Here is a 25227-nt window from a genome sequence, read left to right as displayed (position 1 = left end):
GCTCTGGCTTAGCGCCAGGAGTACAAAGCGCGCAGGCGTTGGCTTTTCTTGTGTTGGTGGGCTTGCATCCGGGCCAGCAGCTCATCCAGAAGGGCAACTGCCTCCAGGAGATAGGGGCCTTTGTTGAGCATGACGCACTCGGCGCGGGCAGACATCACCGCATCGGAAAGCTCAGGCCGCGAGGGCAGGCCCTCTTTGGTGAGCTGATCCAGCACCTGCGTAGCCCAGACCACCGGCACATGGGCCGCCTCGCAGATCCACAGCAGTTCCTCCTGGATCTCCCCCAAGCGCAGCCAACCTATCTCTACGGCCAGATCCCCCCGGGCAATCATCACCCCCAGCGGTCGACAGCCGTCGGCGGCCGCGATCAAGGCGGGTAGGTTTTTCACCGCCCGCTGCGTTTCAATCTTGAGGAGCAAGCCCAGTTCAGGACGGGCCTGGCGCCGCTCCAGCTCAGAAAACAGCAACTGCAAATCTGCCGGCTGCTGGACAAAGGAATAGCCCACCAGGTCGGCATGCTGCACCACAAAGTCCAAGTCTTGGCGATCTTTCTCGGTCAGAGGCTGGATCGGGAGCTGGCTGTCGGGAAAGTTGAGGCCCTTTCCCTCCCGCAACTTCTTGCCCTGCGGGGCGACTTTGTCCACCTCCAGCACCACCCCTACCGGCTCGATCCCTACGACACGGGCGCCGATTTTGCCGTCGTCGATCCAGACAGTTGCCCCCACCTGCAGGTGCGCCAAGATCTCTGGCGGGGTGCAAGCCACCTGGCAAGAGGGGTCAGAGGTGACCGGCGGCATGGCTGCCGTGAGCAGGATGCGATCCCCGCGGTACACCTTGGCTTTGCTGGGGGGCATGGCCACCGGGCCCGTGCGGATCTTGGGGCCGGCCAGGTCGAACAAAATCTTGCAGCGCCGTTGAGTCTGGGCTTCGGCCTGGCGCAAGTGGGCCACCATTTTCTCCCACACCAGGGGATCGTCGTGGGCGCAGTTGATCCGGGCCACGTTCATCCCCCGTTGCAGCAGTTGCAGCAGCAGCTCGGGCTGCTCGGCAGCTTCGCTGGGCAGGGTCACCATGATGCGGGCGCGGCGGTGGGGAGAAGGAGGGCCAAACAGCGCCTCAGCATGCTGCTCCAGCGCCATGTCCCCAGCGTAAAACTCCTCATGGCTGGGCCCCTTGTGGCTTAGGCCCTGCGTGGCTGCCAAAGTGGCGATCACCGCATCCAGGGTCTCTAAGACCCGCGATTCACACCGTCCCAGCGAGGACAGCCCCACCGCAGCCAGCTCCAATTGCAGGTTGCGCAGATCGTGTTGGCGTAGCGCCAAGTAGCGCGCCAGGTTGCAGAGGGCTGCAGGAGGGTTCCCAAGGCAGCCCCAGGCGGCCAGGTAGTTCTGGGATCCCTCGACAACCTGCTGTCGTAGCTCCAGGAGCCGCTCCAGCAAACCCTTGAGATGGAAAGAAGCCATGCTGGAACCCAGCCCAGTCCTCTGCCCGCCTAGGTCGATCGTAGGCGGATTGGATTGAGAAAGGGAGGGAATTAACCTTTTGTTCCCCAAGGTTCCGGTCTAAAGTCGTTAACAGCCTTCACCTCTTGGGCGAAGGGCTTGCTGTCCCAACTACCCTTAGGTTGCGTGAAACCCTCCTCTCCTTCCACTCCTTGTTCGGTCAAGCAGTCTTGCCGCAGGCTCTCCCTCGTCTGTGCAGTAGGCCTAATGGATCGCTACATCCTCTCCGAGATGCTCCTGCCGTTTCTCTTTGGGGTGGGGGCGTTTACCACCCTGGTGATGGCCGTGAGCTCTCTGTTTGAGCTGGTGCGCCTGGTGGTGGAGGCGGGGCTATCGATTTCAGTGGCCCTGCAGGTGTTTCTGCTGCGGGCACCGGGGATCATCGTCTTGACGTTTCCCATGGCAATGTTGTTGGCGACGTTGCTGGCCTATGGGCGCCTGTCTGCCGATAGCGAGATCACGGCTCTGCGCGCCTGCGGCGTGAGCCTCTGCCGCCTGGTGGTGCCGGCTGTCCTGCTCAGCTTGTTGGTAACGGCGCTAACGTTTCTGTTCAACGAGCTGGTGGTGCCGGTGAGCAATCGCCAGGCAGCCTTGACTTTAAACCGCGCTTTGAACCGGCATCCTGACTTTCGCCGCGAGAACATCCTCTACCAAGAATTTGGCGAGATCCTCACGCCGGAGCCCGATGGCAGCTTTTCCCGACGGCAAGGGCTAACCCGTCAGTTTTACGCCCGCAGCTTCGATGGCCAAGAGATGCGCGGCGTGATCGTCCTGGATGTCTCTAACGAGGCTCTCAGTCAAATTCTGCTGGCGCAGCGGGGGCGCTGGGATCCCCGGGAGAACCTCTGGGTGTTTGAGGAGGGCACCACCTACATCGTTTCGCCCGACGGCACCTACAGCAACATCGCCACTTTTTCCCGCCAGGAGCTGCGTCTGTCGCGGGCGCCGCTGGATTTGGCCCAGGAGGTTCGCAGCCCCGAGGAGATGAACATTCCAGAGCTGCGCCGCTACATTGAGGTTCTTGCCAGCTCCGGGGATCTGCAGCGGGTACGCCGCCTCCAGGTCAACCTTAGCCAGAAGTACGCCATCCCCTTTGCCTGTCTGGCCTTCACCCTGATCGGGGCCCCGCTGGGCCTACGACCCCAGCGCACCAGTTCTTCTTTGGGCTTGGGCCTCAGCGTGCTGATTATCTTTGCCTACTATGTGCTCCTGTTTGTCAGCCAGGCGCTGGGGCAGATTGGGACGCTGGGGCCAGAGGTGGCAGCCTGGCTGCCCAACTTCGTCTGCCTAGGCATAGGGGGGGCCTTGCTGTACCGCGCCAACCGCTAGGCTGGCTAGCGCAGCGGGATGAACTCGGTGCGGCCAATGATCTGTTGGCCTTGATCCGAGAGGGCGTAGTTAATGAAGTCAGCCACCACAGGACTGGTTTTTCGCGGCACCACCAAGAACACGTTGCGGGCCAGCGGGTAGCGGCCACTTTGAATGGCCTCGCGGGTGGGCATCTGGCCGTCGATGGGCACCATCCTCACCGTTTGCTGGTTCTGCACTTGATCCACGGTGCTGTAGGTGATGCCGTCTTCCCCCAGCGCCCGCAAGAGAGGAGTGGTGACGTCTTGGGTGGCGGTGGTGAAGTAGGGAGGGTTATCGGGAGCAAAGGGCGACCCCAATAACACCAGCTCTTGGAAAACGCTGTAGGTGCCACTCTGGGGAGCGCGGTTGAGAACACGAATCCGCCGATCCGGACCGCCCACCTGGCTCCAGTTGGTAATCCGACCCTGGAAGATATCGGCCAATTGCTGCAGCGTCAGTCCTCCTTTGTAGGGGTTGTTCACCCCCACCGCCACCGCCAGGGCATCTTTGGCCACCGGGATCGCCTGTAGACCCGCCTGCACTTCGCTGGCATTGAGGGGGCGGGAGCTAGCGGCCATCTGGATGCGACCTTCCATCAGGGCCTTCAGGCCGGCATTGGATCCATTGGGCTTGCCATCCGGGATCCCGTAGGTGATGGGGATGCCGGGGTTGCGCTGGGTGTAGCCTCCCTTCAGGGCCAAGACGAGCCGGATCATCGTGACGCTGCCATCCACCTGGAGCACTACTGGGTTGGGCAGAGAAGTATCCAGATTAACGGCGTTGGCAGGCGGGTTGGGTACCTGGACCTGAGGGGGGTTGGGCGCTGTTGGGGCTTGGGGCTGAGCAGTCGGGCTCCCAGAGGTGCGGCTAAGCCAGGAGCTGAGCAAGCCTGAGCGATGGGCATACCAGCCGCCCCCCCCCAAGATGGCAATCAGGAGAATATAGACAATTGGCGGCGGGCCAGAAGGTCGTGTGGCCATGGAACTCCTCCTGGGGAACGGGGATGACCCTCCTCTGTTGTATCAGCTACCCCCCTCTTTAGGGAGCAAAGTCTCTTAGCTCCCGCAACTCAATTACATCAGCGCGGGGATCTGCTTGGAGGACCTCCAACTCAATCCAGGCCCCCAGCGGCACCTGCCGCTCCAAGCGCACCGGCACGCGAAAGGCAATCTCATCCAGCATGGCCATCACCAGGTTCTCCTCCTCGCGCAGGTAGCCCAGAACCAAGGCCCGCCAAGTCTGCCCTGGTCGCTGGCGCAGGTACTCAATGCTCCAGTAGCGCTTGGACTTGCGCTCCACCTGAGCGGCCTCGGCCGTGCCTGGCTCAATGCCCAGCACCACCTGCTGTACCTCGGCTTCTGTCAAGGGCAGGGGATCCCCGCGCAAAAAGGCCTTGATCTGGTAGTGCGCCACCAGATCCAGGTAGCGGCGAATTGGGGAAGTTACCTGGCAGTAGGCATCAAGGCCCAGGCCCGCGTGCCGCTCGGGTTGCGTGGCCACCTCTGCCCGCGACAGACACCGCATGATGGCAAAGGACCTGACCGGCCCCTGGGGGTACAGCTCCAAAACTTCCGGCGGGGGCAGTTCGGGAGCAGGCTGCAGGCGGTAGGGCACTGGGATCCCATGCTGGCGGGCAAAGCGAGCGGCTACCTCGCCGGCCAGCACCATCATTTCCGCCACCATCTGCCGCGCCGGCGTATCCTCAATAACGCGCAGGTGGGGGATCTCGTCGATGACCTTGATGTCCTGCTCCGGCAGGCCAATGGGGATCGCCCCTTGCCCAAGTCGCCAGGTGTAGCGCCAGTGGGCTGCCCGAGCAATGGCTGTCAGCTGCGGCTCTGCCCCCAACTCCAGCATCTCGTCGGCATCGTCGTAGGTGAGGCGGTAGTTTACCTGGATTTGGCTAAGGCAAATTTCGTAGTCGCGCACCGCCCCGTCGCCTCCCAGGCGAATGCCAAAGCTAAGGGCAGGCCGCACCTCCCCCTGCACCAAACTCATAGGACCAGTGGACAGCTCTGGCGGGAACATCGGGATCACCCGCTCTGGCAGGTAGACACTGGTACCCCGCCGGCGGGCCTCCAGATCTAGAGGATCCCCCCACTGCACCCAACAACTGGGATCGGCAATGTGGATCCAGAGCTTCGCCTCGTCCTCCGACCAAAACTCGACGCTGAGGGCATCGTCGATGTCGCGAGTGCTGGCGTCGTCAATGGTGTAGGTGTGAAGATGAGTGAGATCCCGACGCCGATGGGACTCCAGGAAGGGAGGGGGGCCGCCCAGCAAAGTTTGGGTGTAGCGCTCCACCTCTTTGGGGAACTGGGTGGGGATCCCCGTAAGGCGCAGGGCCAGGTTCTCGTGGCGGCTCCACAGTCCCAAAGCCACCAACGCCTCAAAAGCTCCCTGGGGCGTGTCGGGGAATCCCAGGAGCCGCAGCAGGTGGGAAGCCCGCTCGCGATCCGAGGGGGTGAGGTTGTAGGAAAGATCCTCGTAGTTGCGAAGGCTATCGGGTGCTCCCTGCAAAGCTAAGCGCTCCAACAGCTCCAGACGAGCCCGTTCCGCCGGGGTCCAAGTGTACCTTTGCCCAGGCTGGGCCACCGCTGCCTTTAGGCGGGCCTCAAACTCGGCCTGCTCCTGCTGCCGCTGCTGGGCGACAGCAATTTGATGGAGAATTTCCTTGACCTGTGCCGGCGGGCGCGGCTCGTAGCCTTCTCCCTTCTCCTTAAAGTAAATGTAATCCTCGCTCAAAAGGCGGTAGGCTGCATAGGTGGAGACCGGCGAATCGTCGGAAAACAACAACTGCGCCATCTCCGACAGGCTCAGGGGCCGCCGCTCCTCCTGAACCAATTCCCAGGCCAAAGCCAAGCTCTCGGGATCCAGCTTCGCCTGAACCGCCTGCCAAAAGCTGGGGATGTCGGAAACGGTAAAGTTGGAATTGCCGTTCAGGGCAAACGTAATTTGGCGGGGGTGAACGCTGTAAACCTGCCCTGAGGGCACCTCCAACAGCAGGTTCTTTTTGCCCTCCGTGCCCTGAACTACAGCCAATAGCCGCTCGTTATTGTGGCGAAACTCTACCAGCGTACCCTTTTCCACCCTCTCTACCCAGCCAGGCTCACGCTTGCTGCTCTCAACATTCTCTCCTAGCTCTGCCTTCCTTGACTATGGGAAAAACCCGCCAAGCAAACTTACCCTAAAAGGCTAGGTGGAGGCTGCTAGCTGCCAGGGATCCCAAGGCAGAGCTTGCTGAAGCCCCTCCTAGCGGGTTGAAGAAAATCTACACAAGTCTACACAAGCCAGTGGAAACCATCAGGAGCAAGGTAGAATCTTGGCCATAGATTCTGGGTCTCTCCATCTCCAAAAGTTTACCTAGCAAGTCCCGGTCATCTGGGCTTGCCAGCAACGACGAGGTTAGCCGTGAACGCCCCAAAGCGCTTACTGGTTGTTGATGACGATCCCAATCTCGTCCTCCTGGTGAAGGATTACCTGGAGTTTCGCGGCTACGAGGTGGTGGCAGCCAGCAATGGTCTGGAAGCCCTGGAGGTGATGCGCCGCTTGACTCCGGATCTCATCATCTGCGATGTGATGATGCCGGAGATGGATGGCTACACTTTTGTCCAGACCCTTCGCTCCGATAGGGCCACGGATTGGATCCCGGTCATTTTTCTCTCGGCGCGGGGGCAAACGGCAGATCGGGTGCGCGGGCTCAATACGGGGGCAGAGGCCTACCTGGTCAAGCCCTTTGAACCGGAAGAGCTGGTGGCGCAGGTGGAAGCTACCCTCAAACACACGGAGCGCCTGTTGCAAATGCAAGGTGCCCCCGTTCAGCCGGCCATCCAGCTAGATCGAGAAGTTGAGCTTACTCCCACGGAAACCAAGGTGCTCCAGTACGTAGCCAGGGGCATGTCCAACCGCGAGATTGCCGAGGTGATGGGGGTGAGCCAGCGCACCATCGAAAGCCATGTCAGCAACATGCTCAGCAAAACCGGCCTGCACAATCGCACCGAGCTGGCCCGCTGGGCCATAGAAAGTGGTTTGGGCAGAGGCTAAGGGAGCTAAGGACTTGGCAGGAGCGCGGATTCTCAACTTCTCTGCGCGCTGTCTGCGGTTTTGGCGGCAAACTGTAAGGAGGTACCCGCCCTCCTGTGTCGGCTAGGGTCTAGACCTTATGGGATCTCGTCCACCGCGTCCGGCTCGGCCCATTCGCTCCGGCCACTATCCAGCCAAAGAGCTGTGTAGCCAGTGCGGCCTCTGCGATACCCGCTATGTCGCCCATGTCAAAGAGGCCTGTGCCTTTTTAAACCAGCAATTTACCCACCTGGAAGAGCAAACCCACGGGCGATCCCGAGAATCGCTGCGCTCCAAGTCGCCTGCTGTCAGCGATACTGACTACTTCGGCGTCTACGAGGCAATGTACACGGCCCGCAAGCGGGATCCGATCCCTGGCGCCCAGTGGACGGGCATTGTCAGCAGCATTGGCATGAAAGCTCTCAGCAGCGGCTTAGTGGAAGGCGTGGTGTGCGTGCAGGCGGATCCCCAGGATCGCTTTCAGCCGCGGCCTGTCTTAGCGCGTACCCCGGAAGCGGTTTTGGCGGCGCGGGTTAACAAGCCAACGCTATCGCCCAACTTGTCGGTCTTAGAGGAGGTGGAGCAAAGCGGCCTCAAGCGCCTCTTGGTCATCGGCGTAGGCTGCCAGATTCAGGCTTTGCGGGCGGTGGAGAACAAGCTGGGCCTGGAGAAGCTCTATGTGTTGGGCACGCCCTGTGTGGACAACGTCAGCCGCGCGGGGCTGCAAAAATTTTTGGAAACCACCAGTCGCTCCCCGCAGACGGTAGTGCACTACGAGTTCATGCAGGATTTCCACATCCACTTCAAACACGAAGATGGCTCGGTGGAAAAGGTGCCTTTCTTCGCTCTCAAGACCAAAGAACTCAAAGACGTGTTTGCCCCCTCCTGCCTCACCTGTTTTGACTACGTCAACAGCCTGGCCGACCTGGTGGTGGGCTACATGGGATCCCCCTTTGGCTGGCAGTGGCTGGTGGTGCGCAACTCGCGCGGGCGGGAGCTCCTGGAGCTGGTTTGGGAGGAGCTGGAAACCCAACCGGTGATCTCGCAGGGCTCGAGACGAGCGGCGGTGCAACAGGGGATCCAAGCCTATGACCAAGCCTTGAGCTTGCCCCTATGGCTGGCTCGGATCCTGGGAGCAGCCATCCAGCGCTTTGGGCCCCGCGGCCTGGAGTATGCCCGCTTTTCCATCGACTCCCACTTTGTTCGCAACTATCTCTATGTGCGCCGCCACTATCCCCACCAGCTGGAGCGGCATGTCCCTCCCTTTGCCCGGCGGATTGTGGAGCAGTATCACCTTCCGAAAGACTGAGGCTCAGCAGTAGCGGATCCCGGCCTCGGCCCAGCGGTCGATGGCCTGCCCTATGCGCTCGCAGTCGGCAATGAGGCTAATCCGCACGTAGCCCTCTCCCCCTTCTCCAAAAGCGTTGCCAGGGGTTACGACCACGCCTGTGGACTCCAAAACCCGCAGGGCAAACTCCGTCGAGCCTTCGGGGGTGCCGTCGGCGGTGCGGGGGGTGGGGATCCAGAGGTACATCGTCGCCCGCGGCGGCTCGATCTGCCAGCCCAACTCCGCCAGGCGGGCAATGAGGTAGTCGCGTCGGCGGCGGTAGCGCTCTTTCACCTCCTCCAAGTAGCCATTGGGCAGGCGCAGGGCAGTTTCGGCGGCCTTTTGGATAGCTCCAAAAACGCCGTAGTCGAGGTTGGTCTTCAGGGTGCGCAGGCTCTGGATGATCTGGCGGTTGCCCACCACAAACCCTACCCGCCAGCCGGCCATGTTGTAGGTTTTGGAGAGGGTGTGGAACTCTACTGCCAGGTTCTTGGCACCGGGGATCTGCAGCAGGCTGGTGGGCCGATAGCCGTCAAAGGCCAGCTCGGCGTAGCACAGGTCGTGCACCAAGAGCAGGTCGTATCGGTAGGCAAACTCCACCACTTCTTCAAAAAAGGAGCGGGGCGCCACCGCCGTTGTCGGGTTGTTGGGGTAGTTAAAGTAGAGCAGCCGCGCTTGCTTAGCCACCTCCGGCGGGATCTCCTGCAGGTCAATGAGCCACCCTTTTTCCGGACGCAGCAGCAGCGGGTAGATCTGGCCGCCGGCAATCAGGGGGCCGCGAAAATGGGGCGGGTAGGCGGGGCTAGGCACCAGCACCAGATCCCCGGGATCCACATAGGCCAAGGCCAGGTGGGTCAGGCCCTCTTTGGATCCCAGAAGAGGCAGCACCTCGTCATTGGGATCTAGCTCCACTCCATAGCGGCGCCAGTACCACTCGGCAATGGCCTGGCGGAAGCTAGCCGTGCCCTCGAAGGGAGGGTAGCCGTGGTGGGTGGGATCGGCAATGGCCGCCTGGGCTGCTTCCACCACCGGCTGGGGGGTGGGGCCATCGGGGTTGCCCATGCCCAGATCGATCAAATCCAGCCCCTGCTGGCGGGCGCGGGCCTTGAGCTCGTCCAGCCGGGCAAAGACATAGGCAGGCAGCTTGCGCAGGCGTTGGGCAGGGGCAAGGTTCATAAAGCCACGGAATTGGGGTTAACTGCACAGCTTACCGCCAGAGCGGCTCCCGAGGCAATCTAGAGCAAGGCCAGTCTTGGGCGGCAGGAAAGCCAACGGCTAGGATAGAGATCCAGCTTTGGCTTTTTCAACTGCAGCCGTGCCCTTACCTCTAGTCGCTGTTGTGGGTCGCCCCAACGTGGGCAAGTCCAGCCTCGTCAATCGCATGGCGGGGGTACGGGCGGCCATTGTCCACGACGAGCCCGGCATAACGCGGGATCGCCTCTACCAAGAGGTGGAGTGGAATGGGCGCCGCCTGCGGGTGGTGGATACGGGCGGACTGGTCTTTGGCGACGACAGCGAATTTTTGCCCTATATTCGCCAGCAGGCCATGGCAGCGATGGCCGAAGCGCACGCGGTGATCTTCGTGGTGGATGGCCGCGAAGGGCTGACCCCCGCCGACAAAGAATTGGCCGATTGGCTGCGCAAACAACCCCTGCCAGTGGTGGTGGCCGTCAACAAGTGCGAGTCAGGGCAACTGGGCCTGGCCCAGGCGGCAGTCTTCTGGAAGCTGGGGCTGGGCGAGCCGATCCCCTGCTCTGCCCTCCACGGCAATGGCGTGGCAGAGGTGCTGGAGGCAGTGCTGCCCCATCTGCCGGAAGGGGAGGAAGCCGCAACTGAAGCAGAGCCCATTGCCGTAGCCATTGTTGGCCGGCCCAATGTGGGCAAGTCCAGCCTGCTCAACCGCCTAGTAGGATCCGAGCGGGCCATTGTCAGCCCCATCGCCGGCACCACCCGCGATGCCATCGACACCCTGGTGGAGTGGGAGGGGCAGACCTACCGCCTCATCGACACAGCCGGGATCCGCAGGAAAAGCCGGGTGGAGTACGGGGTGGAGTTTTTCAGCATCAACCGGGCCTTCAAGGCCATTCGGCGCTCAGACGTGGTGCTGCTGGTCATTGACGCCTTGGAGGGGGTAACCGAGCAGGATCAGCGGCTGGCTGGCCGCATTGAGGAAGAGGGCCGCGCCTGCATTATCGTCGTCAACAAGTGGGATGCAGTGGAAAAGGATACCTACACCATCGACGAGTACACCCGCGAGATCCGCGAGCGGCTTTACTTCATCGACTGGGCGCCCCTGTTGTTTGTCAGCGCCCTTACGGGGCAGCGCACCCACAAGATCTTCGCCGAGGTCAACACCGTGGTAGCCGCCCATCGCAAACGCATCCCCACCTCCGTGGTCAACGAAGTGCTGCAGGAAGCCCTTGCTTGGCAATCGCCCCCCGCCAACCGCCAGGGCAGGCAGGGCAAGATCTACTACGGCACTCAGATAGCAGAGCAGCCCCCCACTTTCCTCCTTTTTGTCAACGATCCCGATCTCTTCAAAGAAAACTACCGCCGCTACCTGGAAAAACACTTCCGGCAAAACTTAGACTTTGCCGGCACTCCCCTCCGCTTTGTCTGGCGCGGCAAGTCGGAGCGGCGGGTGGCCCAGGAAGTGCGCAAGCTGGAGGGATCCCTGGCCTCCCCCTAGGATTGGAGTTAGCCAAACCTCAAAAAAGTCTATGGCTGTGGATCCCAACGTCAAAACTCTAGTGGAAAACCGCCGCGCCCGCTTTGAGTATGAGATCTTGGAGACCTACGAAGCTGGGCTCCAACTCACCGGCACGGAGGTCAAGTCCATCCGAGCAGGCAAAGCCAATCTCCAAGATGCCTTTGCGCTCTTTCGCGATGGCGAGGCCTGGCTGCACAACTTGCATGTTGCCCCCCACGGGACTACCAGCAAGGAGTTCAACCACGATCCCACCCGCCGCCGCAAGCTGCTGCTGCACCGCCGTGAGATTGATCGCCTGCGGGGTTTGGTGGAGCAAAAGGGCCTGACGGTAGTTCCCCTGCGCCTGGTGCTCAACCGCGGCTGGATCAAAGCCCACCTGGGCGTGGCCCGCGGCAAAAAGCTTCACGACAAGCGGCAAGCCATTAAGGAACGGGAGACGCGGCGGGAAATCCAGCGCGAGCTCAAGGGGCGCTAGGGACTGCCGGCTCTCGGTAGCTCCGATGCATCGATTGGCTGCAGGGAGACCTCTAGGCTCCAGGGAGAGGGAAAAAGCGCTCGGTGGCCTTGACCCGCTCACACCAGGCGCGGATGTTGGGGAAGGGCTTGAGGTCAAATCCGCCTTGCTCCGCCACGTGGGTATAGGTGAAGAGGGCCAGATCGGCGATGGTGTAGCGGTTGCCCACAAAGAATTCTTTCCCCTTCAGATGGCCTTCCATGATCTCCAAAGCCTCCGTGCCCAGTTTTAGGTTCTGGGCAATCAGCTCGGCGTTGGCCTCGGCCTGGCCAGTCCGCACGAGGAAGCGGGTAGTGGCAATGTAGCGAGCAATGCGGGTTTGTTCAAAAAACAGCCATTTCAGGATCTCAGCCCGCTCTAGCCGCGTTTGGCCATAGAGAGGGGTGTCTTCTGCTAGATAGACCAAGATTGCAGCCGACTCGGCCAAGACCGTGCCGTCTTCTAGCTCCAAGGCCGGGATCTGGCCCAAGGGGTTCTTGGCCAGGTACTCGGGGCGGCGGTTCTCGCCGGTGCGGGAGTTCACCTCAACCGTCTCATAGGGGATCCCCAGCTGCCTCAGAAGTAGCTCCACCTTGTAGCAATTGCCAGAGGTGGGGATCCCGTACAGTCGCAGCATGGTTCTTAGCCTTCCACGGGAAGCATTGCCATTTCCATGATTAGCCGCAACCGCCGCTCTGCTCAATCCCTACGTCTCGAGGCGGTAGCCGAAGTCGCGCAGGAGGTGCTCGGAGCGCCGCCAGTGGGGCCGCACCTTGACAAACAGCTCCAGGTACACCTTGCCGGCAATGAGCTTTTGAATCTGAAGTCGGGCAGCCTGGCCAATTTGCTTGAGCCTTTCCCCTCCCTTGCCAATGAGGATCCCTTTTTGCGAGTCCCGCTCCACGTAGAGGGTGGCCAAGACGCGGGTAACCTTGGGGGTTTCCTCCACCTGGTCGATGGTTACGGCCACCGAGTGGGGCACTTCCTCGCGGGTGTGCAGCAGCACCTGTTCCCGGATGAGCTCCGCCATGATGAATCGCTCTGGCTGATCGGTGACCAGGTTTGGCGGATAGTAGTAGGGCCCAGCCGGCAGCAGGTCAACGGTGACTTGGATAAGGGGTGGCAAGCTGCCGGGATCCAAGGCAGACACCCAAACCACCGGCGCAGCGGGCCGCAGGGCCTGGTAGCTCTCCTGGTGAGCTTGGCGCGTGGCAGCGTCTTTGAGGAGATCGGCTTTGTTGCAGACAAGGATGCAGGGGGTAGTGGCAGGGATTCGCTCGGCAATGAAAGCGTCACCGCGACCTGCTGGCACTGAGCCATCCACCACAAAGAGAACGACGTCCACACTCCCAATGGCGGCCTGGGCGTTGTGCACCAAGATCTCCCCCAGTCGGTGGAGGGGCTTGTGGATGCCAGGAGTATCCACCCAGATGATCTGGGCTTGGGGGAGGGAGAGGATCCCGCGCAGGCGGTTGCGAGTGGTCTGGGCCACAGGGGAGGTGATGGCGATCTTTTGACCTACCAGGGCGTTCATGAGAGTGGACTTGCCCACATTGGGCCGTCCAATGAGCGCCGCAAACCCCGACTTAAACCCTGGTGGGGCCGCGGGGAGGGCAGAGGGCTCCAACCCCCTTATCTGAACGGGCTCCAGCGGGGCTGAGATCTCCTGCTCCTCAAGCGGAGGATGGCCGGCATTCTGCTGCTCTGCTGCCATGGGGAACGCTACCTCGGGTGGACGGGCAAGGACTGGTCAGCCAGCGAAGCCTCGGGGAGGGATCCCAGCTTGGCCAGGGTCGTGCCAGGGTAGTAGAAAGCGAGGATTTGGGCTGCATTCAACCCCCGCCGGGCTAGGGTGTAGGCGCCGTACTGGCTCATACCCACTCCATGGCCAAAGCCGCCGCCGATAAAGCGGTAGCCCGCTAGTTGCTGGCCCTGTTTTAGGGGCTCGACGCGAAACAAGGTGCTGTAGAGGCGGGGAAAAGCTAGGCGCACCTGATCCTTGCGCAAAACCAGCGAGTGAGATCCTTGGGGCGTCTCTAGATCCACTTGCAGCGCCTGAACCCGACCGCTGACCGAGCGCTCCAGAACCTGCAGCCCCTGGATGGTCGTCCACTCGGGGAGAGGGATCCCGAGGTACTCTTGGGCAGCCCGCAGCTGGGCGTTGAGCTCCGCCAGGGATTGGGAGAACTCCCAGCGGAAAAGGCGAGATACCCCTGCTTCATGGAAACCTTCCCGCTGCTCCAGAAAAGCCTTGAAGTCGCTCTCCTGCCGCAAATCAAAGGGCTGAGCGGGCTGGTGAGCGAGGTCAGCGCGGGGGCGCAGGTAAGGGCGCGGCTCGCCGTCCCAAACTTCTTCAAAGCCTGCCGAGATGCCGCCGTTGGAGGAAGAATAGACAGCATCCACCAGTTTGCCATTGTAGGTAAGCACCAAGCCGCTGGTCTGGCGAACGGCCTCGTCCGCCCGCGGATGGGTTCCCGTCAGCCCCTTGTAGACCTGGCAGTGGGTGTTGGCACAGAGGTGGTAGTCGTCGATCTGAAAGCGGTGCAGGTTCTTGAGGGCGTAGGTGCGCGCCAGAATTGCCTGGGCGGCCATGGCGGCAAAGGGAGCTCCCGGCCCTACTTCGTGGGGCACCACCCCCCGCAGATAGGTTTCCAGCGGCACGGCGTTGACCACGGTGTAGCTGCCGTAGGCGTTAGGTTGAATGGTAATCGAGCCGGCATAGTAGCGGTCGTTTACCCGCAGATAGCCCGCGTCCGAGGTTACCTGAAGCCGGGTGCGGTGGTAGCGAAAGTGGCCATGCACCCAGCTTAGCTGGGGCTGTTGGCGCCGCTGCTGGACCTCAAGCCGCACCTGGGGGATCCCTTTGGCCTGGGCATAGCGCTGAATCTGGGCCAACTGCTGAGGGGTGTAGGCGCGGCTGGCCCACACTTGCCACTCCTGCGGCTGGGCAATCTCGGTGCGGATCCCTAAAGCCTGCCAACGGTTGGCGCTGGCCTCGGCGCTCTCAAAACTTTTGTGGCTGCTGAGAACAAGGCGGTACACGGTTTCTGGAGTGGCCAAGGCGCGGTTGACGATCCCGACGGTTACGCGCGGAGTGCGCTGCCTCTGGGTGCTGCCGTCGGCCTGGGGAAATTCCAGCGTCAGTAGCGACCCGGTTGGCGCTGCCAACTCCACCTGATCCTGTTCAGAGCGACCAAAGTGCTGCAGGATGCCCACCCGTAAGATCGGGTTTTGCGGGGTAGCCACCGTGGCCCAGGTTCCTCCGGGATCCCCTGTGGCGCGCAACGCCAAAGCCGCAAGCAGCACACCCCAGCCGAGCGTGCCCTGGAGAGGAAGCCGCCGCTGGGTGGGGGGAGGTTGGTAACTGAGCATCGGCGCTTTATGCTGGTAACGCATCCGTTGATTCTACCTGCATCTTTTTGGCCTAACCCAGCATGGAGGCTTTTTTCTCTTCTACCCCCTCTCCTCTCTGTAAGGGATCCGGCTGGCGACTGGGCTGGGATCCCCGGCGCTCTCCTTTTGTGGCCCTTGTGGGAGGAGAAACCTGGGCGCTGGAGCTAACTCAAGAGGAGTGGCAAGCTTTTGGGCAGGGGGTGTACTGCCTGCAGCGGGATATGGAGGCCATGGCCTCCCAACTGATGGCCGAAGAGAGCCTCACCCTGGAGCAGACCTTCCCCTCGCTAACTTTGATTGCCCACGGCAGCCCCGCTGCCTGGGATCTCTACCTACAGTTGCACCAGGGCCGGCGCGGCGAGGGCTTCTGGCCAGCAGAGGCTGTCCCGGGGCTGTGCCGTGCTCTTGCCCAGTTTCGGGAGCACAGATGACCTAGCAGTTGCTAGGATTGAGAGTTGCCCTGGGGCAGCGCCCCCCCGACGAGGGATTGCCCTTTCATGTCAACAGCTTCCCATCTTCAGCCTTGCGACTGCCGAGGTCATCCTCCCGACCGTCAGCCGATCACCATTGCCCTAGCCAAGGGAGCTTTGCTAGCTGATGCCATCCGCTGTCTGCAGCAGGTAGGGATCGACTTTAGCCGCTTTTTGGATCCGGCCAATCGCCTCCTGCGCATTGAATCCCCTACCCAGCTCAAGGGACAGCGCTACGCGGCGCTGCTGGTGCGCAACCAGGACGTGCCGGTGTACGTGGAGTACGGCCAGGCCCAGCTGGGGATTGTCGGCTACGATGTCCTGCGGGAGCGCTATGCCGGCAGGGAAGCGGGGGTAGCCCACCTGTTGGACCTAAAGTTTGGCTACTGCCGCATGGTGGTGGCTCTTCCCCAAGACAGCCCCTACACCTCAGCAGCCCAGTTGCCGCCCTATGCCCGGGTAGCTTCCAAGTTTGTCCGCTGTGCCCGCGAGTATTTCGACCGCCTGGATTTGCCGGTGGAGCTCATCTCCCTTGCCGGCTCAGTGGAGCTGGCTCCCCTCACGGGCATGGCTGATGCCATTGTGGACTTGGTGGCCACCGGCCGCACCCTGCGGGAAAATGGCCTGGTGGAGCGGGACTGTCTTTTCGAGAGCACAGCCCGCCTGATTGCCCATCCCACCAGCTACCGGGTCAACCAGCAGCCCATCGGTGAACTGGTGGCCCAAATTCGGGAGCGCTGGCTGGGATCTTTAGCGGTTAGCCAGCTTTAGTTCTTGCCTAGTCAAGAAACTTTGCTTGGCTTAGCAAAGAGCGGATTGCGATTGCGTACAATGGGGGCACTGGTTTATTTCCCAAGAGATTCAAAACAGGTTTTTCGAGGTTGATTATGCGGTACCGTCCCCTGCTCGCCATCCTGCTGGCGCTTTGTCTAGGCGTCTTCGCCTTTCGGGCTGAGGCAGCCAAGGCCCCTCTAACCTACGACCAGATCCGCAACACAGGCAAGGCGGCTATTTGCCCGTCGGTCTCGGACAATGCCCGCGGCCGCATTGAGGTGCCCCAGGGGGAATCCCTAAAGCTGACCGATGTCTGCTTCCAGCCCGTGCAAATTGAGGTGGAAGAAGAAAAACGGAACGGGGAAAAAGAGTTTATCAAAGCCAAGAACATCATGATCTCGGCCGCTACCCTGGGGCCGATTAAAGCGGAAGTCACTGCCAAAGAGGGCGGCTTGGAGTTCAAAGTGGTGGATGGGATCACCTTCCAGCCGACCACCGGTCAGTTGCCTCGCCGCGAGCTGGTGCCCTTTTTGTTTAGCGTGAAAGACTTGGTGGCCACCGCTCAAGGGTCGGTCATCGATCCCTCAACGGACTTTGAAGGCGAGTTCTTGGTACCTGGCTACCGTACCAGCAGCTTCCTCGACTCGCGGGGGCGGGGTTCTAGCACTGGCTACGACACGGCTGTGGGGCTGCAGGCGGCCAAGGAGGATTTTGCGGCCAACCGCAAGGTGGACGAGATTTCCCGGGGGAAAATGTCGCTGCGCATTGCTCGCGTAGATTCCAGCACTGGAGAAATCGCTGGCTCCTTTGTTAGCATCCAGCCGTCTAGTACCGAGCAAGGGGCACTGGAACCTCGCACCGTTCGCGTTCAGGGCCTGTTTTATGCCCGTCTGGCGCAGGAGTCCTAAAAAAGCCTGAGGCAGGCCATTCCAGGGCAGGGGCGGATCCCTGCCTGTTTTGGTGTTCCTGGCAAGGGCGGAGCAATTGCCAACCCGAGGAGCGCGACAGGCATGGCCAACTATGACTGGATTGTTGTCGGCGGCGGGATCACCGGAGCAGCCCTAAGCTATGAGTTGGCCCGCCAGGGGGGATCCGTTCTTCTCCTTGAGAAGGAGGCGCTGCCCGCCAGTGCCACCCGCTATAGCTACGGTGGCTTGGCTCATTGGGCTGGAAAAACTCCCCTGCTCAAAGCCCTGGGGGAAGAAGGGATCCAGCGCTACCGCACTCTCTCAGAGGAGCTGGAGGCAGATATTCACTTTCGCGAGCTAGATCTGCTCCTATTGGTTGCTCCTGGCTACTCAGTGGAAACGGTGGAGGCGGATCTAGCCGACTGTCGCATCCCACCCCAGCGGATTCCGGTGGAGACGGCCTGTGAGCTGGAGCCCCTTTTGCAGCCGGCGGCCCTGGAGGGCGTGCTCTGGGCCCGGCACGGCCACATCCACCCCTGGCTAACGACCCTGGCTTTTCGGAGGGCTTTCCAACGCCTGGGGGGATCCCTGCTTTTCCAAAGCGTAACTGGCTTGCGGCGGCAAGGGCAGCGGGTCACCGGCGTAGAGACACCCGCCGACTTCCACGGGGCAGCCCAGGTGGTGGTGTGCGCCGGCGGCTGGACACGGGCTTTGTTGCGTCAAGCTGGCATCTATGCCCCTATCTACTTCACCCACGCCGAATCCCTCGATCTAGAGCCTGCGGCAGTGCGGCTGAGAACCATTGTCATGAGCGCGCCGGTGCAGCGCCTGGAGCTGGAGCGGCAGGCGGCTCACCCCGACCGGGATTCCCTCTGGGACAAGCCAGGGCAGGAGCTCTGCCCACCCATCCTGGATGTCGGGATCCTGCAGTTTCTGGACGGCAGCATTCGCCTGGGCCAGATCAGTCGGGTGCTGACGGATCCTCAAGCCCAGCTGGATGCCACTAGCGGCGAAGCGCAAATCCGGGCCCAGGTGGGGCGCTACCTACCCCAAGTGGCCCACTTGCCCGGGCGCTGGTGTCACTGCTTGGTGGCCTTCAGCGGCGATCACTATCCTTTGGTGGGATCCCTGCCCGGCTGGGAAGGGCTACAACTCTTTTCCGGCTTCAGCAGCCCTTTGGCCATCCTGCCGGCCTTAGCCCGCCGCTTTGCCCAGCAGGCGTATGGCCAGGCGGATGAGTGGCTCCCCAGTCTCTCGCCGGCGCGCTTCACTGCGCCCTCCCCCCCTGCCCCTTCTCTTGAGGGAGAGCGGACCCGGAACTGCTTAAGTCCACTCCTCCGCTAGCGCTGTCTCCAGCAAATCTTCCAGGTTAAGCTGCACCTGGCGCTGCAAGGCCAAGATAGCCTGATATTCCTGGTGAATGCTGGCCTGGTATTCGGCAGCTAGAGTGGTGTTGCCTTCGGAAAAGGCCTGCTCCCAGAGCTGCGTCCAGTAGCGGTAGCGCTTCTGACGAATTTCCAGCTCCATGTTGGCTAGAGCAGCCCGCACCACCAGGCGCGGACGCATCAGGGCCACGCGGGTAGTTTCGTCCTGCCAGAGCAGGTGGCTGAGGCGCTCGTTGAGGGCGTCGTCCCGGGCGCAGAGAGTGCGCAGGGCGGTCAAAAGACCCTCCTCCTCGTCTTCCAGTTCCGGCTGAGCCGAGACCAGCTCCAAGATCCGCTGCCACAGCTCCCGGTGAGGACGGAAACTGAATTGCAGCTCCCGCTCCATCAAGGTTTGGCGGATCTCGCGGCGGTACTCGGCAAAATGCAAGTAGATCTGCAGAAGATGGGACTCGGACTGCAAGAGTTTGGATCCCCGGTCGGCAGCAGGTTGTTGGGGTTTTGACCAGCGGTACTGGCGCACGGCACGTCGCAGATCCTCTTCCAGATTGCGGCTGAGGCGAGCGTTGCCCCGGCTGAGCAATTCCGACACTTTGTGGATATACAAGGAGCGCCACTGTCCACCTAGACCGGCCAGCAGTTGCACCAGCGCTTGATAGGCCTGTTGGAAATCGGCGGCCTGGCTGAGATCCCGACCGGCCAGCACCTGTTCAATCCGCCAGTCCAGCCATAGGGGAGCCTGAGCCAGCAAGGCCTCTAGTTGGGAAGCCGGGTGCTGCCGCAGGAATTCGTCGGCATCCTTCCCAGCAGGAAGGGTGAGGATGCGCAGCTCGATTTCCCCCCGCCGCGCCTGCTCCTCAACGGCTTGAACAGCCCGCAGGGCGGCATTCAACCCAGCGCGGTCGGCGTCGAAGTTGAGGATGACCCGCTTGGACGGCGTGTAGCGCAGCAGAGCCTTGACCTGGTGCGGCGTCAGGGCCGTGCCCATGGCGGCTACCGCATAGGCAATGCCGGCTTGGTGCAGGGCGATCACATCAAAGTACCCTTCCACCACTAAAACTTGGTCGGCTTTGGCGATGGCCTCGCGGGCAAAGTTGAGGCCATAGACCACCTGGCTCTTGTTGAAAAGCTCCGTTTCTGGGGAGTTGAGGTACTTGGGCTGCTCCTCTCCTAGAGCCCTGCCGGCAAAGCCGATGACCCGCCCCTGCAGGTCAAAAATGGGCAGCATGATGCGGTTGCGGAAGCGGTCGTAGTGGCCTCCTCCCTGGCGCGGCACCAGCAGGCCGGCTTCTTCTAGAAGCTTGACCGGCTGGCGCTTCTGGTTAACCAGGTACTCGTAGAGCGACTGCCATCCGGAGGGAGCAAAGCCGATTTGAAACTGTTGACAGGTCTCTTCGCTCAAGCGGCGGCTATGCAGATACTCCCGAGCCGCCGATCCCACCGGGGAGTGGAGGGCGTGCCGGTAGAAGTCGGCGGCCATGGCCAAGACCTCCAGCAGCTTTTCCTGACGCAAGACCTGGCGTTCGTAGTCCGGGGAGAAGGATCCCTTGGGCTCAGGCACATGGTAGCGGCGGGCTAGCCAGCGCACGGCTTCGGCAAAGGAAAGGCGCTCGGTCTCCATAACAAAGCGGATGACATCTCCCCCGGCGCCACAGGCGAAGCACTTGTAGATCTGCTTGCTGGGGCTGACGTGAAAGCTGGGCTTGTGGTCGTCATGGAAAGGGCAGAGGCCGACAAAGTTTTGCCCCCGCTTGCGCAGCACCACTTTTTCGGCCACCACCTCAACGATGTCGGCCTTCTGGCGCACTAACTGGATGAACTCCGGCGGCAGACTGCTCATGGCCCTAGGGATCCTCCACCCCATGGTAGCCAGGGGGACTCGACAGGCTGTCTTTTGACGTGGCCTGACCCGCTAGAGATAATGGTCTAGCTTCAAAAGCTGGATTTTTCCATGAACAGTCTTTTGCAAATTGTTGAGAGGAAAATGCGGATCGTCAAACTCTTCTTGCTGCTTTTGCTTGTCGGTGCCGCTGTCTTTTGGAGCCCGCAAGTGGCTTCTGCGGAACCGGATTTAGCTTTAGGAGCCAAGGTCTTTCAGGCCAAGTGTGTGGGCTGCCACTTGAACGGGCGCAACTCGATAGTGCCGGCTAAAAATCTCTCCCTGGCTGCCCTGCACGAGTACCACGTGGATACGCTAGAGCTAATCCAAGCCCAGGTGCGCAACGGCAAAGGGGCCATGCCTGCTTTTGGCAAGCTCCTCAAGCCAGAAGAGATCGAGGCGGTGGCCGCCTACGTCTTGGATCGCGCTGAGCACAACTGGAGTAAGGGCTAATGGCCCAGGACGAAGTGGCCGTGGCACCTCAGGCGCTGCAGGAGCAGGGCCGTCAAGTACAGGGATCCCGCCGCCCGCTTCTCTCAGTGGGCATAGGGGCCCATGGGCTAGTGGCGGTGGGCATTTCTGCCCATGGGGTGGTAGCCATCGGTGTGGTCACCCACGGCATCCTCTCCATTGGCCTAGTAGCCATGGGCGCTCTCTCCTTTGGGCTGGTGTCCATGGGCTTGGCCAGCGCCGGCCTGGTGTCCATGGGTCTCTCCAGTTGGGGCCAGCACAGCATGAGCCTGATGGAATCCCACGGATCCCATCGCCATCCCTGAAGAAATTGGAAAACTAAAGAAATTGGAAAAAAAGGAGATTGGAAATGGGTCTGCAAAGTTACTTAGCTCTAGCCAGAAAATCTCTGCTGGCTTTGGGTATGAGCTTTCTGCCTCTTTCTTCTGCCTGGGCTCATGTTACCGTCCATCCCCAAGAAGCCCCGGCAGGCAGCTACACCAAGCTCACCTTTCGCGTACCCCATGGATGTGATGGCTCCCCAACCAAGCGCTTGCGGGTGCAGATCCCAGAGGGATTTGTTTCCGTGAAGCCGATGGCGCACCCTCTGTGAAAATCGAGACGGTCAAAAGGCCGCTGAAGACCCCATACGAGGCCCACGGGAAGATGATCACCGAAACGGTTGCCGAAGTGATCTGGAGTGGCGGCTCGCTGCCCGATGGCCTCATGGATGAGTTCAGCATCAGCGCCAAGCTGCCGAATCGGCCCGGCGAGGTCATCCCCATCCCGGTGATCCAGGAGTGCGAAAAAGGCATGCACCGCTGGATCCAGGTGGCGCAGCCGGGCGAGGATCCTAAGAGCTTGCCGGAGCCGGCCCCGCTGCTGAAGCTGACGGGTGGAGGTGGTGGACAGGGTCATGGTCACGGCACCCGCTAGGCAGCCTGCTGGGCAGGATGTCTCGCCCTAGAAGGGTCTTTGCTGGGATTTGGGCTGGGATCCTCGGCCTCTCGCTGTGGACGGCTGGGATCCCGCCCGCTTTCGCCCATGCCAGCTTGCTCTCCACTTTCCCGGAAGATGGAGCGGTGCTCCAGGAAGCGCCGACGCAAGTGCGGCTGGTTTTCAATGAGCCGGTGCAGCTTACGCAGCTCCAGGTTTTGGACGGAAATGGACAGGTATTGCCCCTGGAAAACCTGGTGAGCAGGGGCGAGGCGCTTCAGGGGGATTTGCCCCAGGGAATCCCAGCGGGGGTTTACCTTGTCAGTTGGCGGGCCATTTCCGCTGATTCCCATCCGGTGAGTGGCTCGTTTGTCTTCCAGGTGGGGACTGCAGATCCAGAGCTGGTTCAAGCGGTGAGGGCGGCCCACCTCCGAAGAAGGGATCCCCTATATTGGCCGCTAGTGGGTGTGCGCTGGGGGATCTACCTAGGCAGCCTCTTTGTGGTGGGGGTGTCGGGCTGGTGGCGGCTGTTGCAGGGGCGTTCGAGCGTTTTGGGGGCAAATGGAATAGAGCTCTCTGTTCGCGCCAGCGGGACGGAGTCCTTTAAGGCCTGGGCTTTCGTGGCAGCTTGGCTGACCCTGAGTTTGACTCTGGTGGCCTTCGGTTTGCACTTGGCCCAGCTTTACCCCCACCTCAATGGGCAAAAGCTGCTGAGTGTGATGCTTTCTCCCTACGGCTGGGGTACGGCACTGCGGCTAGTGGGGCTAGGAGTTCTGATCTGGGCCTGCGAGGGAGGTGCCGCCTGGGCCAGCAGCGTGGGCTCGGTGTTGGTCATTGGATCGTTTCTCCCCATTGGCCATGCCCTCACGAGCGAGTATCCGGCAGGAACGATGGCGCTGCTGGGGCTACATCTAGCCGGCTCGGCTTTTTGGCTAGGGGGGCTATGGGGGTTGGAGCGCCTGCTGAGCAGGGAGGCTCCTCCCTACCCGTCTGTAGGCATTATCCAGCGGTTTTCTGACGTAGCCACCTGGGCAGTGCCGGGGCTTATCCTAGCGGGGATGGGAATGGCCGGGATTCACGGCGGCTGGGACTGGGATCATCCCTATGGGCGATACCTTTGGACCAAGCTGCTGATAGTGCTAATGATGGTGGGGCTGGGCGCCCACAACAAGTTTCGGCTGGTGCCAGCATTACGGCAGGGTGGGCAGGCGGTGGGCCGGTTGCTGCGCCAGATCGTCCGCCTGGAGCTGGTGGGACTGATCCTGGTGCTGGCCCTGACCAGTTTTTTGGTAGCTCAAGCTCCGCCTGGACAGGAGAGGAGCTCCCCTGCAGAGCCGTCCTGCCAAGAGGAATTGAGCTGGCCAGAAGGCAGCCTCTCCCTGCGGATCCTGCCCTGTCGCCCTGGTAACAACCGGGTTCAAGTGGAGGTTAAAAAGATCCCAGCCCAGGAGCTGAACTTGGCCTTTTCCCTGCCCGAACGTGGGATCCCACCTCTGCGCCGACAACTGCTGCCGAAGAAGCCCGGCCAGTTCGCGGTTGAGAATGTGCCCCTAACATTAGGGGGAGAATGGCAGATTGAGGTGCGGCTCTTGATCAGCGACTTTGAGGAGCGGCGTGGGCACATCAGAGTTGTCCTGCAGGGGGGAGTGGAGGGATCCCTGCCACTGCTTCCAGAAGCCGTCCATCGTAGTCCTGCAGCTGGAGAGCCGTTTGGAAGTCCTGGCAAGCTCCCTGCCAATCGCCGAGGGCAAGACGGGCCAGGGCGCGATTGAGGTAAAGCTTGCAGTGGGCGGGATCCAGAGCGAGGGCTTGGGTGTAATCCTGGAGAGCCGCTGCGAAATCTCCCTGTTGGGCATGGGCCCAGCCGCGGTTGTTCAAGGCCAAGAGTCGCGCCTGGGGCTCTAGCTCCAGTTGCAGTAGTTGCGTGTAGTCGGCCAGCGCTTTGTCCGTCTCCCCCCTTTGATCCCACAGTAGGGCCCGCCAGAAGAGAGCCTGGCGCTCCTGGGGGTTCAGGAGCAGCGCCTGGGTGTAGTCGGCAATGGCCTGCTCCGGCCGGTTGGCCTGGCGGTGCAGATCCCCCCGCTGACAGTAGGCCAGGGCGGCATCAGCTAGCCCCCAGTCGCGGTTGCAGCTCAAAGCCTGGTCGAGATCGGCTAGCGCCGCCTCTTGGTTGCCCAAAGCCAGATGTACCGCCGCCCGCAGGGCAAATCCCTGAGACGCCTGCGGCTGCTTTTGGATTAGGGCGGTGAAATCCGCCAGGGCCCCTTGCCAGTCCCCCAGCCGTTGCCGCGCCATGCCCCGGCGCAGATGGGCACTGGCTAGCAGCTCTGGCCCCGCTTGGGTTGCCGCCTGCAGCACCTGGGAGAAATCCGCACAAGCTGCCGGCCAATCTTCTCGGTCGAAATGGGCCTGGCCACGGTGGAAATAGAGCTGCAGGTTGTTCGGATCCCGCTCTAGGGCAGCCGTGTAGTCCTGCAGGGCCGCCAAGGGATCCCCCAAAAGCCTGTGGACCTGCCCGCGGCTGCTGTAGGCCCTGGCATCGCTGGGATCCAAAGCAATGGCCTGGTTCAAGTCGGCAAGAGCCGCTTCCAGCCGGCCCAGATCCAGATGAGCAATCCCACGGTTGAGGTAGACCTTGGTCAGCTGGGGATCCAACTCCAGGGCGCGGTTGAAGTCGGCTAAGGCGGCTGCCGGATCTCTCAACTCCTGGCGGGCCAGCCCTCGGTAGAAATAGGCCGGCGCCAGCTCCGGGTTAAGGCGGAGCGCCTGTTCGCAGTCAGCCAGCGCTGCCTCCAGGGCGTTGCTGCCCAGGTAGGCTATAGCCCGCTGCAGATAGAGCTCCGCCTGCGCTGCCACCCCTGCCTCAGAGGCCCCAGCAGGCTGCAGCGCAATGGCTTGGGAAAAATCCTCGATGGCCCCCTGGGGATCCCCCAAAGCTTGGCGGGCTAGGCCGCGGTGGTAGTAGGCCTTAGAGTGGGCGGGATCCCGCTGCAGCGCCTGGGTGTAGTCTTCAATCGCTCCCTGAAAGTCCAGCAACTGCGCCCGCGCCACGCCCCGGTTGAAATAGGCTTCCACATCCTGGGGATCTCGTTGGATGACCTCGGAAAAATCGGCCACAGCCCCTTGCGCATCTCCCAGATGGCCGCGCACTACGCCGCGGTTGAAATAAGCCCGTACTTCCTCGGGGTTGAGCTCAAGGGCGCGGGAATAGTCCTCGATGGCCTTTTGGTTTTGCTCGAGCTGGCGGTAGGCGTTGCCGCGGTTGTAGTAGGCCACGGCCCAGCTGGGGTTGAGGTGGAGGGCGTGGGTGTAATCGGCAACTGCCCCCTCATAGTCCCCCAGCCGGTAGCGGGCGATGCCGCGGTTGACATAGGCACGGGCATCCCCTGTCAGTTGAATGGCCTGGGTGAAGTCCTCCACAGCTCCTGCCCAGTCGCCACTTTTGTAGCGGGCACTGCCCCGCTGGCTATAGGCGCGGCCATTCTGGGGATCCAGTTGGATGGCCAACGTGTAGTCGGCAATCGCCCCCTGCAGATCCCCTTGGCGAGCTTTTTCCTGGCCGCGGGTTACCAAGCGCATCGCCAAGAGCTG

At 61.8% G+C, this 25227-nt stretch carries 20 protein-coding genes and 2 pseudogenes; 13 read left to right on the top strand and 9 right to left on the bottom strand.

All coding sequences use genetic code 11. From position 1 onward, the window contains the following. Positions 1-8 precede the first annotated feature (8 nt). A complete protein-coding gene (locus tag NW814_RS05030; protein ID WP_414405435.1) occupies positions 9-1463 on the bottom strand; it encodes a pyruvate kinase in 1455 nt (484 codons plus the stop codon). A gap of 246 nt (positions 1464-1709) precedes the next feature. Between NW814_RS05030 and NW814_RS05025 the strand changes: the two genes are divergently transcribed. Continuing rightward, the gene (locus tag NW814_RS05025) at positions 1710-2831 is read left to right on the top strand and encodes an LptF/LptG family permease (protein ID WP_414405434.1); all 1122 of its coding nucleotides are present in this window, start codon (positions 1710-1712) and stop codon (positions 2829-2831) included. A 5-nt stretch (positions 2832-2836) separates the two neighbouring features. Here NW814_RS05025 and NW814_RS05020 read toward each other — a convergent pair whose 3' ends face one another. Together NW814_RS05020 and NW814_RS05015 are read right to left on the bottom strand one after the other, a co-directional pair. Continuing rightward, positions 2837-3832: a phosphate ABC transporter substrate-binding protein gene (locus NW814_RS05020; RefSeq protein WP_414405433.1), complete on the bottom strand. Its 996-nt coding sequence runs from the start codon at positions 3830-3832 to the stop codon at positions 2837-2839. A gap of 58 nt (positions 3833-3890) precedes the next feature. Further along, on the bottom strand, positions 3891-5942 hold the full coding sequence (locus NW814_RS05015; protein WP_414405432.1) for a ribonuclease catalytic domain-containing protein: 2052 nt from the start codon (positions 5940-5942) through the stop codon (positions 3891-3893). A gap of 321 nt (positions 5943-6263) precedes the next feature. Here NW814_RS05015 and NW814_RS05010 point away from each other — a divergent pair, with 321 nt between their 5' ends. Together NW814_RS05010 and NW814_RS05005 are read left to right on the top strand one after the other, a co-directional pair. Further along, positions 6264-6896 (top strand): response regulator transcription factor, encoded by a 633-nt coding sequence (locus NW814_RS05010; protein WP_414405431.1) that lies wholly within the window; start codon positions 6264-6266, stop codon positions 6894-6896. Positions 6897-7014: 118 nt separating this feature from the next. Then, positions 7015-8223 carry a Coenzyme F420 hydrogenase/dehydrogenase, beta subunit C-terminal domain gene (locus NW814_RS05005; protein WP_414405430.1) on the top strand — a complete coding sequence of 403 codons (1209 nt, stop codon included), beginning with the start codon at positions 7015-7017 and terminating at the stop codon, positions 8221-8223. A 3-nt stretch (positions 8224-8226) separates the two neighbouring features. Here NW814_RS05005 and NW814_RS05000 read toward each other — a convergent pair whose 3' ends face one another. Beyond that, entirely contained in the window at positions 8227-9417 is a 1191-nt protein-coding gene (locus tag NW814_RS05000) for an aspartate aminotransferase (RefSeq protein WP_414405429.1), read from the bottom strand. 139 nt (positions 9418-9556) lie between these two features. Between NW814_RS05000 and der the strand changes: the two genes are divergently transcribed. Both der and smpB read left to right on the top strand, forming a co-directional pair. Beyond that, complete coding sequence (der, locus tag NW814_RS04995) at positions 9557-10930, top strand: ribosome biogenesis GTPase Der (RefSeq protein WP_414405428.1); 1374 nt, start codon at positions 9557-9559, stop codon at positions 10928-10930. 31 nt (positions 10931-10961) lie between these two features. Further along, the gene (smpB, locus tag NW814_RS04990; protein WP_414393409.1) at positions 10962-11426 is read left to right on the top strand and encodes an SsrA-binding protein SmpB; all 465 of its coding nucleotides are present in this window, start codon (positions 10962-10964) and stop codon (positions 11424-11426) included. Between the two features lie 52 nt (positions 11427-11478). Here smpB and NW814_RS04985 read toward each other — a convergent pair whose 3' ends face one another. The 3 genes from NW814_RS04985 to NW814_RS04975 all read right to left on the bottom strand — a co-directional run bounded on the left by NW814_RS04985 (position 11479) and on the right by NW814_RS04975 (position 14816). Beyond that, entirely contained in the window at positions 11479-12081 is a 603-nt protein-coding gene (locus tag NW814_RS04985; RefSeq protein ID WP_414393407.1) for a glutathione S-transferase family protein, read from the bottom strand. Positions 12082-12150: 69 nt separating this feature from the next. Beyond that, a complete protein-coding gene (era, locus tag NW814_RS04980; protein ID WP_414393405.1) occupies positions 12151-13158 on the bottom strand; it encodes a GTPase Era in 1008 nt (335 codons plus the stop codon). A gap of 8 nt (positions 13159-13166) precedes the next feature. Beyond that, positions 13167-14816, bottom strand: coding sequence for a SpoIID/LytB domain-containing protein (locus tag NW814_RS04975; RefSeq protein WP_414405427.1), 1650 nt, complete (start codon positions 14814-14816; stop codon positions 13167-13169). Between the two features lie 62 nt (positions 14817-14878). Here NW814_RS04975 and NW814_RS04970 point away from each other — a divergent pair, with 62 nt between their 5' ends. From NW814_RS04970 to NW814_RS04955, 4 genes are all read left to right on the top strand, one after another. Continuing rightward, positions 14879-15268 (top strand): DUF1818 family protein, encoded by a 390-nt coding sequence (locus NW814_RS04970; RefSeq protein ID WP_414393402.1) that lies wholly within the window; start codon positions 14879-14881, stop codon positions 15266-15268. Between the two features lie 66 nt (positions 15269-15334). Continuing rightward, positions 15335-16078, top strand: a complete 744-nt coding sequence (gene hisG / locus NW814_RS04965; RefSeq protein WP_414405426.1) for an ATP phosphoribosyltransferase — start codon at positions 15335-15337, stop codon at positions 16076-16078. 116 nt (positions 16079-16194) lie between these two features. Next, the gene (locus NW814_RS04960; protein WP_414393399.1) at positions 16195-16989 is read left to right on the top strand and encodes a photosystem II manganese-stabilizing polypeptide; all 795 of its coding nucleotides are present in this window, start codon (positions 16195-16197) and stop codon (positions 16987-16989) included. 102 nt (positions 16990-17091) lie between these two features. Further along, positions 17092-18333, top strand: coding sequence for an NAD(P)/FAD-dependent oxidoreductase (locus NW814_RS04955; protein WP_414405425.1), 1242 nt, complete (start codon positions 17092-17094; stop codon positions 18331-18333). Here NW814_RS04955 and dnaG read toward each other — a convergent pair. After that, on the bottom strand, positions 18313-20211 hold the full coding sequence (dnaG, locus tag NW814_RS04950) for a DNA primase (RefSeq protein ID WP_414405424.1): 1899 nt from the start codon (positions 20209-20211) through the stop codon (positions 18313-18315). The two genes, NW814_RS04955 and dnaG, sit on opposite strands and share 21 nt — an antisense overlap. 144 nt (positions 20212-20355) lie before the next feature. Here dnaG and NW814_RS04945 point away from each other — a divergent pair, with 144 nt between their 5' ends. The 4 genes and pseudogenes from NW814_RS04945 to NW814_RS04930 all read left to right on the top strand — a co-directional run bounded on the left by NW814_RS04945 (position 20356) and on the right by NW814_RS04930 (position 23408). Further along, positions 20356-20703 (top strand): c-type cytochrome, encoded by a 348-nt coding sequence (locus tag NW814_RS04945; RefSeq protein WP_414393791.1) that lies wholly within the window; start codon positions 20356-20358, stop codon positions 20701-20703. Then, positions 20703-21026 carry a hypothetical protein gene (locus tag NW814_RS04940; RefSeq protein ID WP_414405423.1) on the top strand — a complete coding sequence of 108 codons (324 nt, stop codon included), beginning with the start codon at positions 20703-20705 and terminating at the stop codon, positions 21024-21026. The genes NW814_RS04945 and NW814_RS04940 overlap by 1 nt, the downstream gene beginning before the upstream one ends. 44 nt (positions 21027-21070) lie before the next feature. Continuing rightward, positions 21071-21636 (top strand): annotated as a pseudogene (locus NW814_RS04935) (YcnI family protein). A 17-nt stretch (positions 21637-21653) separates the two neighbouring features. After that, positions 21654-23408, top strand: coding sequence for a copper resistance CopC/CopD family protein (locus NW814_RS04930; RefSeq protein WP_414405422.1), 1755 nt, complete (start codon positions 21654-21656; stop codon positions 23406-23408). On the opposite strand, the pseudogene NW814_RS04925 reads toward NW814_RS04930, so the two are convergent. Then, a pseudogene (locus NW814_RS04925) lies at positions 23383-25215 on the bottom strand (tetratricopeptide repeat protein); the annotation flags it as partial. The gene NW814_RS04930 and the pseudogene NW814_RS04925 overlap by 26 nt on opposite strands. Between the last annotated feature and the right edge of the window lie 12 nt (positions 25216-25227).

The sequence above is a fragment of the Synechococcus sp. R65.1 genome, assembly GCF_047461755.1.
Classification (GTDB): Bacteria; Cyanobacteriota; Cyanobacteriia; order Thermostichales; family Thermostichaceae; genus Thermostichus.
This window is presented reverse-complemented; position numbering and strand designations above follow the sequence as displayed.

What these genes read in the sequence shown, in the direction of transcription:
- NW814_RS05030 (WP_414405435.1), bottom strand. Translation starts at nt 1,463, where the DNA reads ATGGCTTCTTTCCATCTCAAGGGTTTGCTGGAGCGGCTCCTGGAGCTA.
- NW814_RS05025 (WP_414405434.1), top strand. Translation starts at nt 1,710, where the DNA reads ATGGATCGCTACATCCTCTCCGAGATGCTCCTGCCGTTTCTCTTTGGG.
- NW814_RS05020 (WP_414405433.1), bottom strand. Translation starts at nt 3,832, where the DNA reads ATGGCCACACGACCTTCTGGCCCGCCGCCAATTGTCTATATTCTCCTG.
- NW814_RS05005 (WP_414405430.1), top strand. Translation starts at nt 7,015, where the DNA reads ATGGGATCTCGTCCACCGCGTCCGGCTCGGCCCATTCGCTCCGGCCAC.
- NW814_RS05000 (WP_414405429.1), bottom strand. Translation starts at nt 9,417, where the DNA reads ATGAACCTTGCCCCTGCCCAACGCCTGCGCAAGCTGCCTGCCTATGTC.
- smpB (WP_414393409.1), top strand. Translation starts at nt 10,962, where the DNA reads ATGGCTGTGGATCCCAACGTCAAAACTCTAGTGGAAAACCGCCGCGCC.
- NW814_RS04985 (WP_414393407.1), bottom strand. Translation starts at nt 12,081, where the DNA reads ATGCTGCGACTGTACGGGATCCCCACCTCTGGCAATTGCTACAAGGTG.
- era (WP_414393405.1), bottom strand. Translation starts at nt 13,158, where the DNA reads ATGGCAGCAGAGCAGCAGAATGCCGGCCATCCTCCGCTTGAGGAGCAG.
- NW814_RS04975 (WP_414405427.1), bottom strand. Translation starts at nt 14,816, where the DNA reads ATGCTCAGTTACCAACCTCCCCCCACCCAGCGGCGGCTTCCTCTCCAG.
- NW814_RS04970 (WP_414393402.1), top strand. Translation starts at nt 14,879, where the DNA reads ATGGAGGCTTTTTTCTCTTCTACCCCCTCTCCTCTCTGTAAGGGATCC.
- hisG (WP_414405426.1), top strand. Translation starts at nt 15,335, where the DNA reads ATGTCAACAGCTTCCCATCTTCAGCCTTGCGACTGCCGAGGTCATCCT.
- NW814_RS04960 (WP_414393399.1), top strand. Translation starts at nt 16,195, where the DNA reads ATGCGGTACCGTCCCCTGCTCGCCATCCTGCTGGCGCTTTGTCTAGGC.
- NW814_RS04955 (WP_414405425.1), top strand. Translation starts at nt 17,092, where the DNA reads ATGGCCAACTATGACTGGATTGTTGTCGGCGGCGGGATCACCGGAGCA.
- dnaG (WP_414405424.1), bottom strand. Translation starts at nt 20,211, where the DNA reads ATGAGCAGTCTGCCGCCGGAGTTCATCCAGTTAGTGCGCCAGAAGGCC.
- NW814_RS04945 (WP_414393791.1), top strand. Translation starts at nt 20,356, where the DNA reads ATGCGGATCGTCAAACTCTTCTTGCTGCTTTTGCTTGTCGGTGCCGCT.
- NW814_RS04940 (WP_414405423.1), top strand. Translation starts at nt 20,703, where the DNA reads ATGGCCCAGGACGAAGTGGCCGTGGCACCTCAGGCGCTGCAGGAGCAG.
- NW814_RS04930 (WP_414405422.1), top strand. Translation starts at nt 21,654, where the DNA reads ATGTCTCGCCCTAGAAGGGTCTTTGCTGGGATTTGGGCTGGGATCCTC.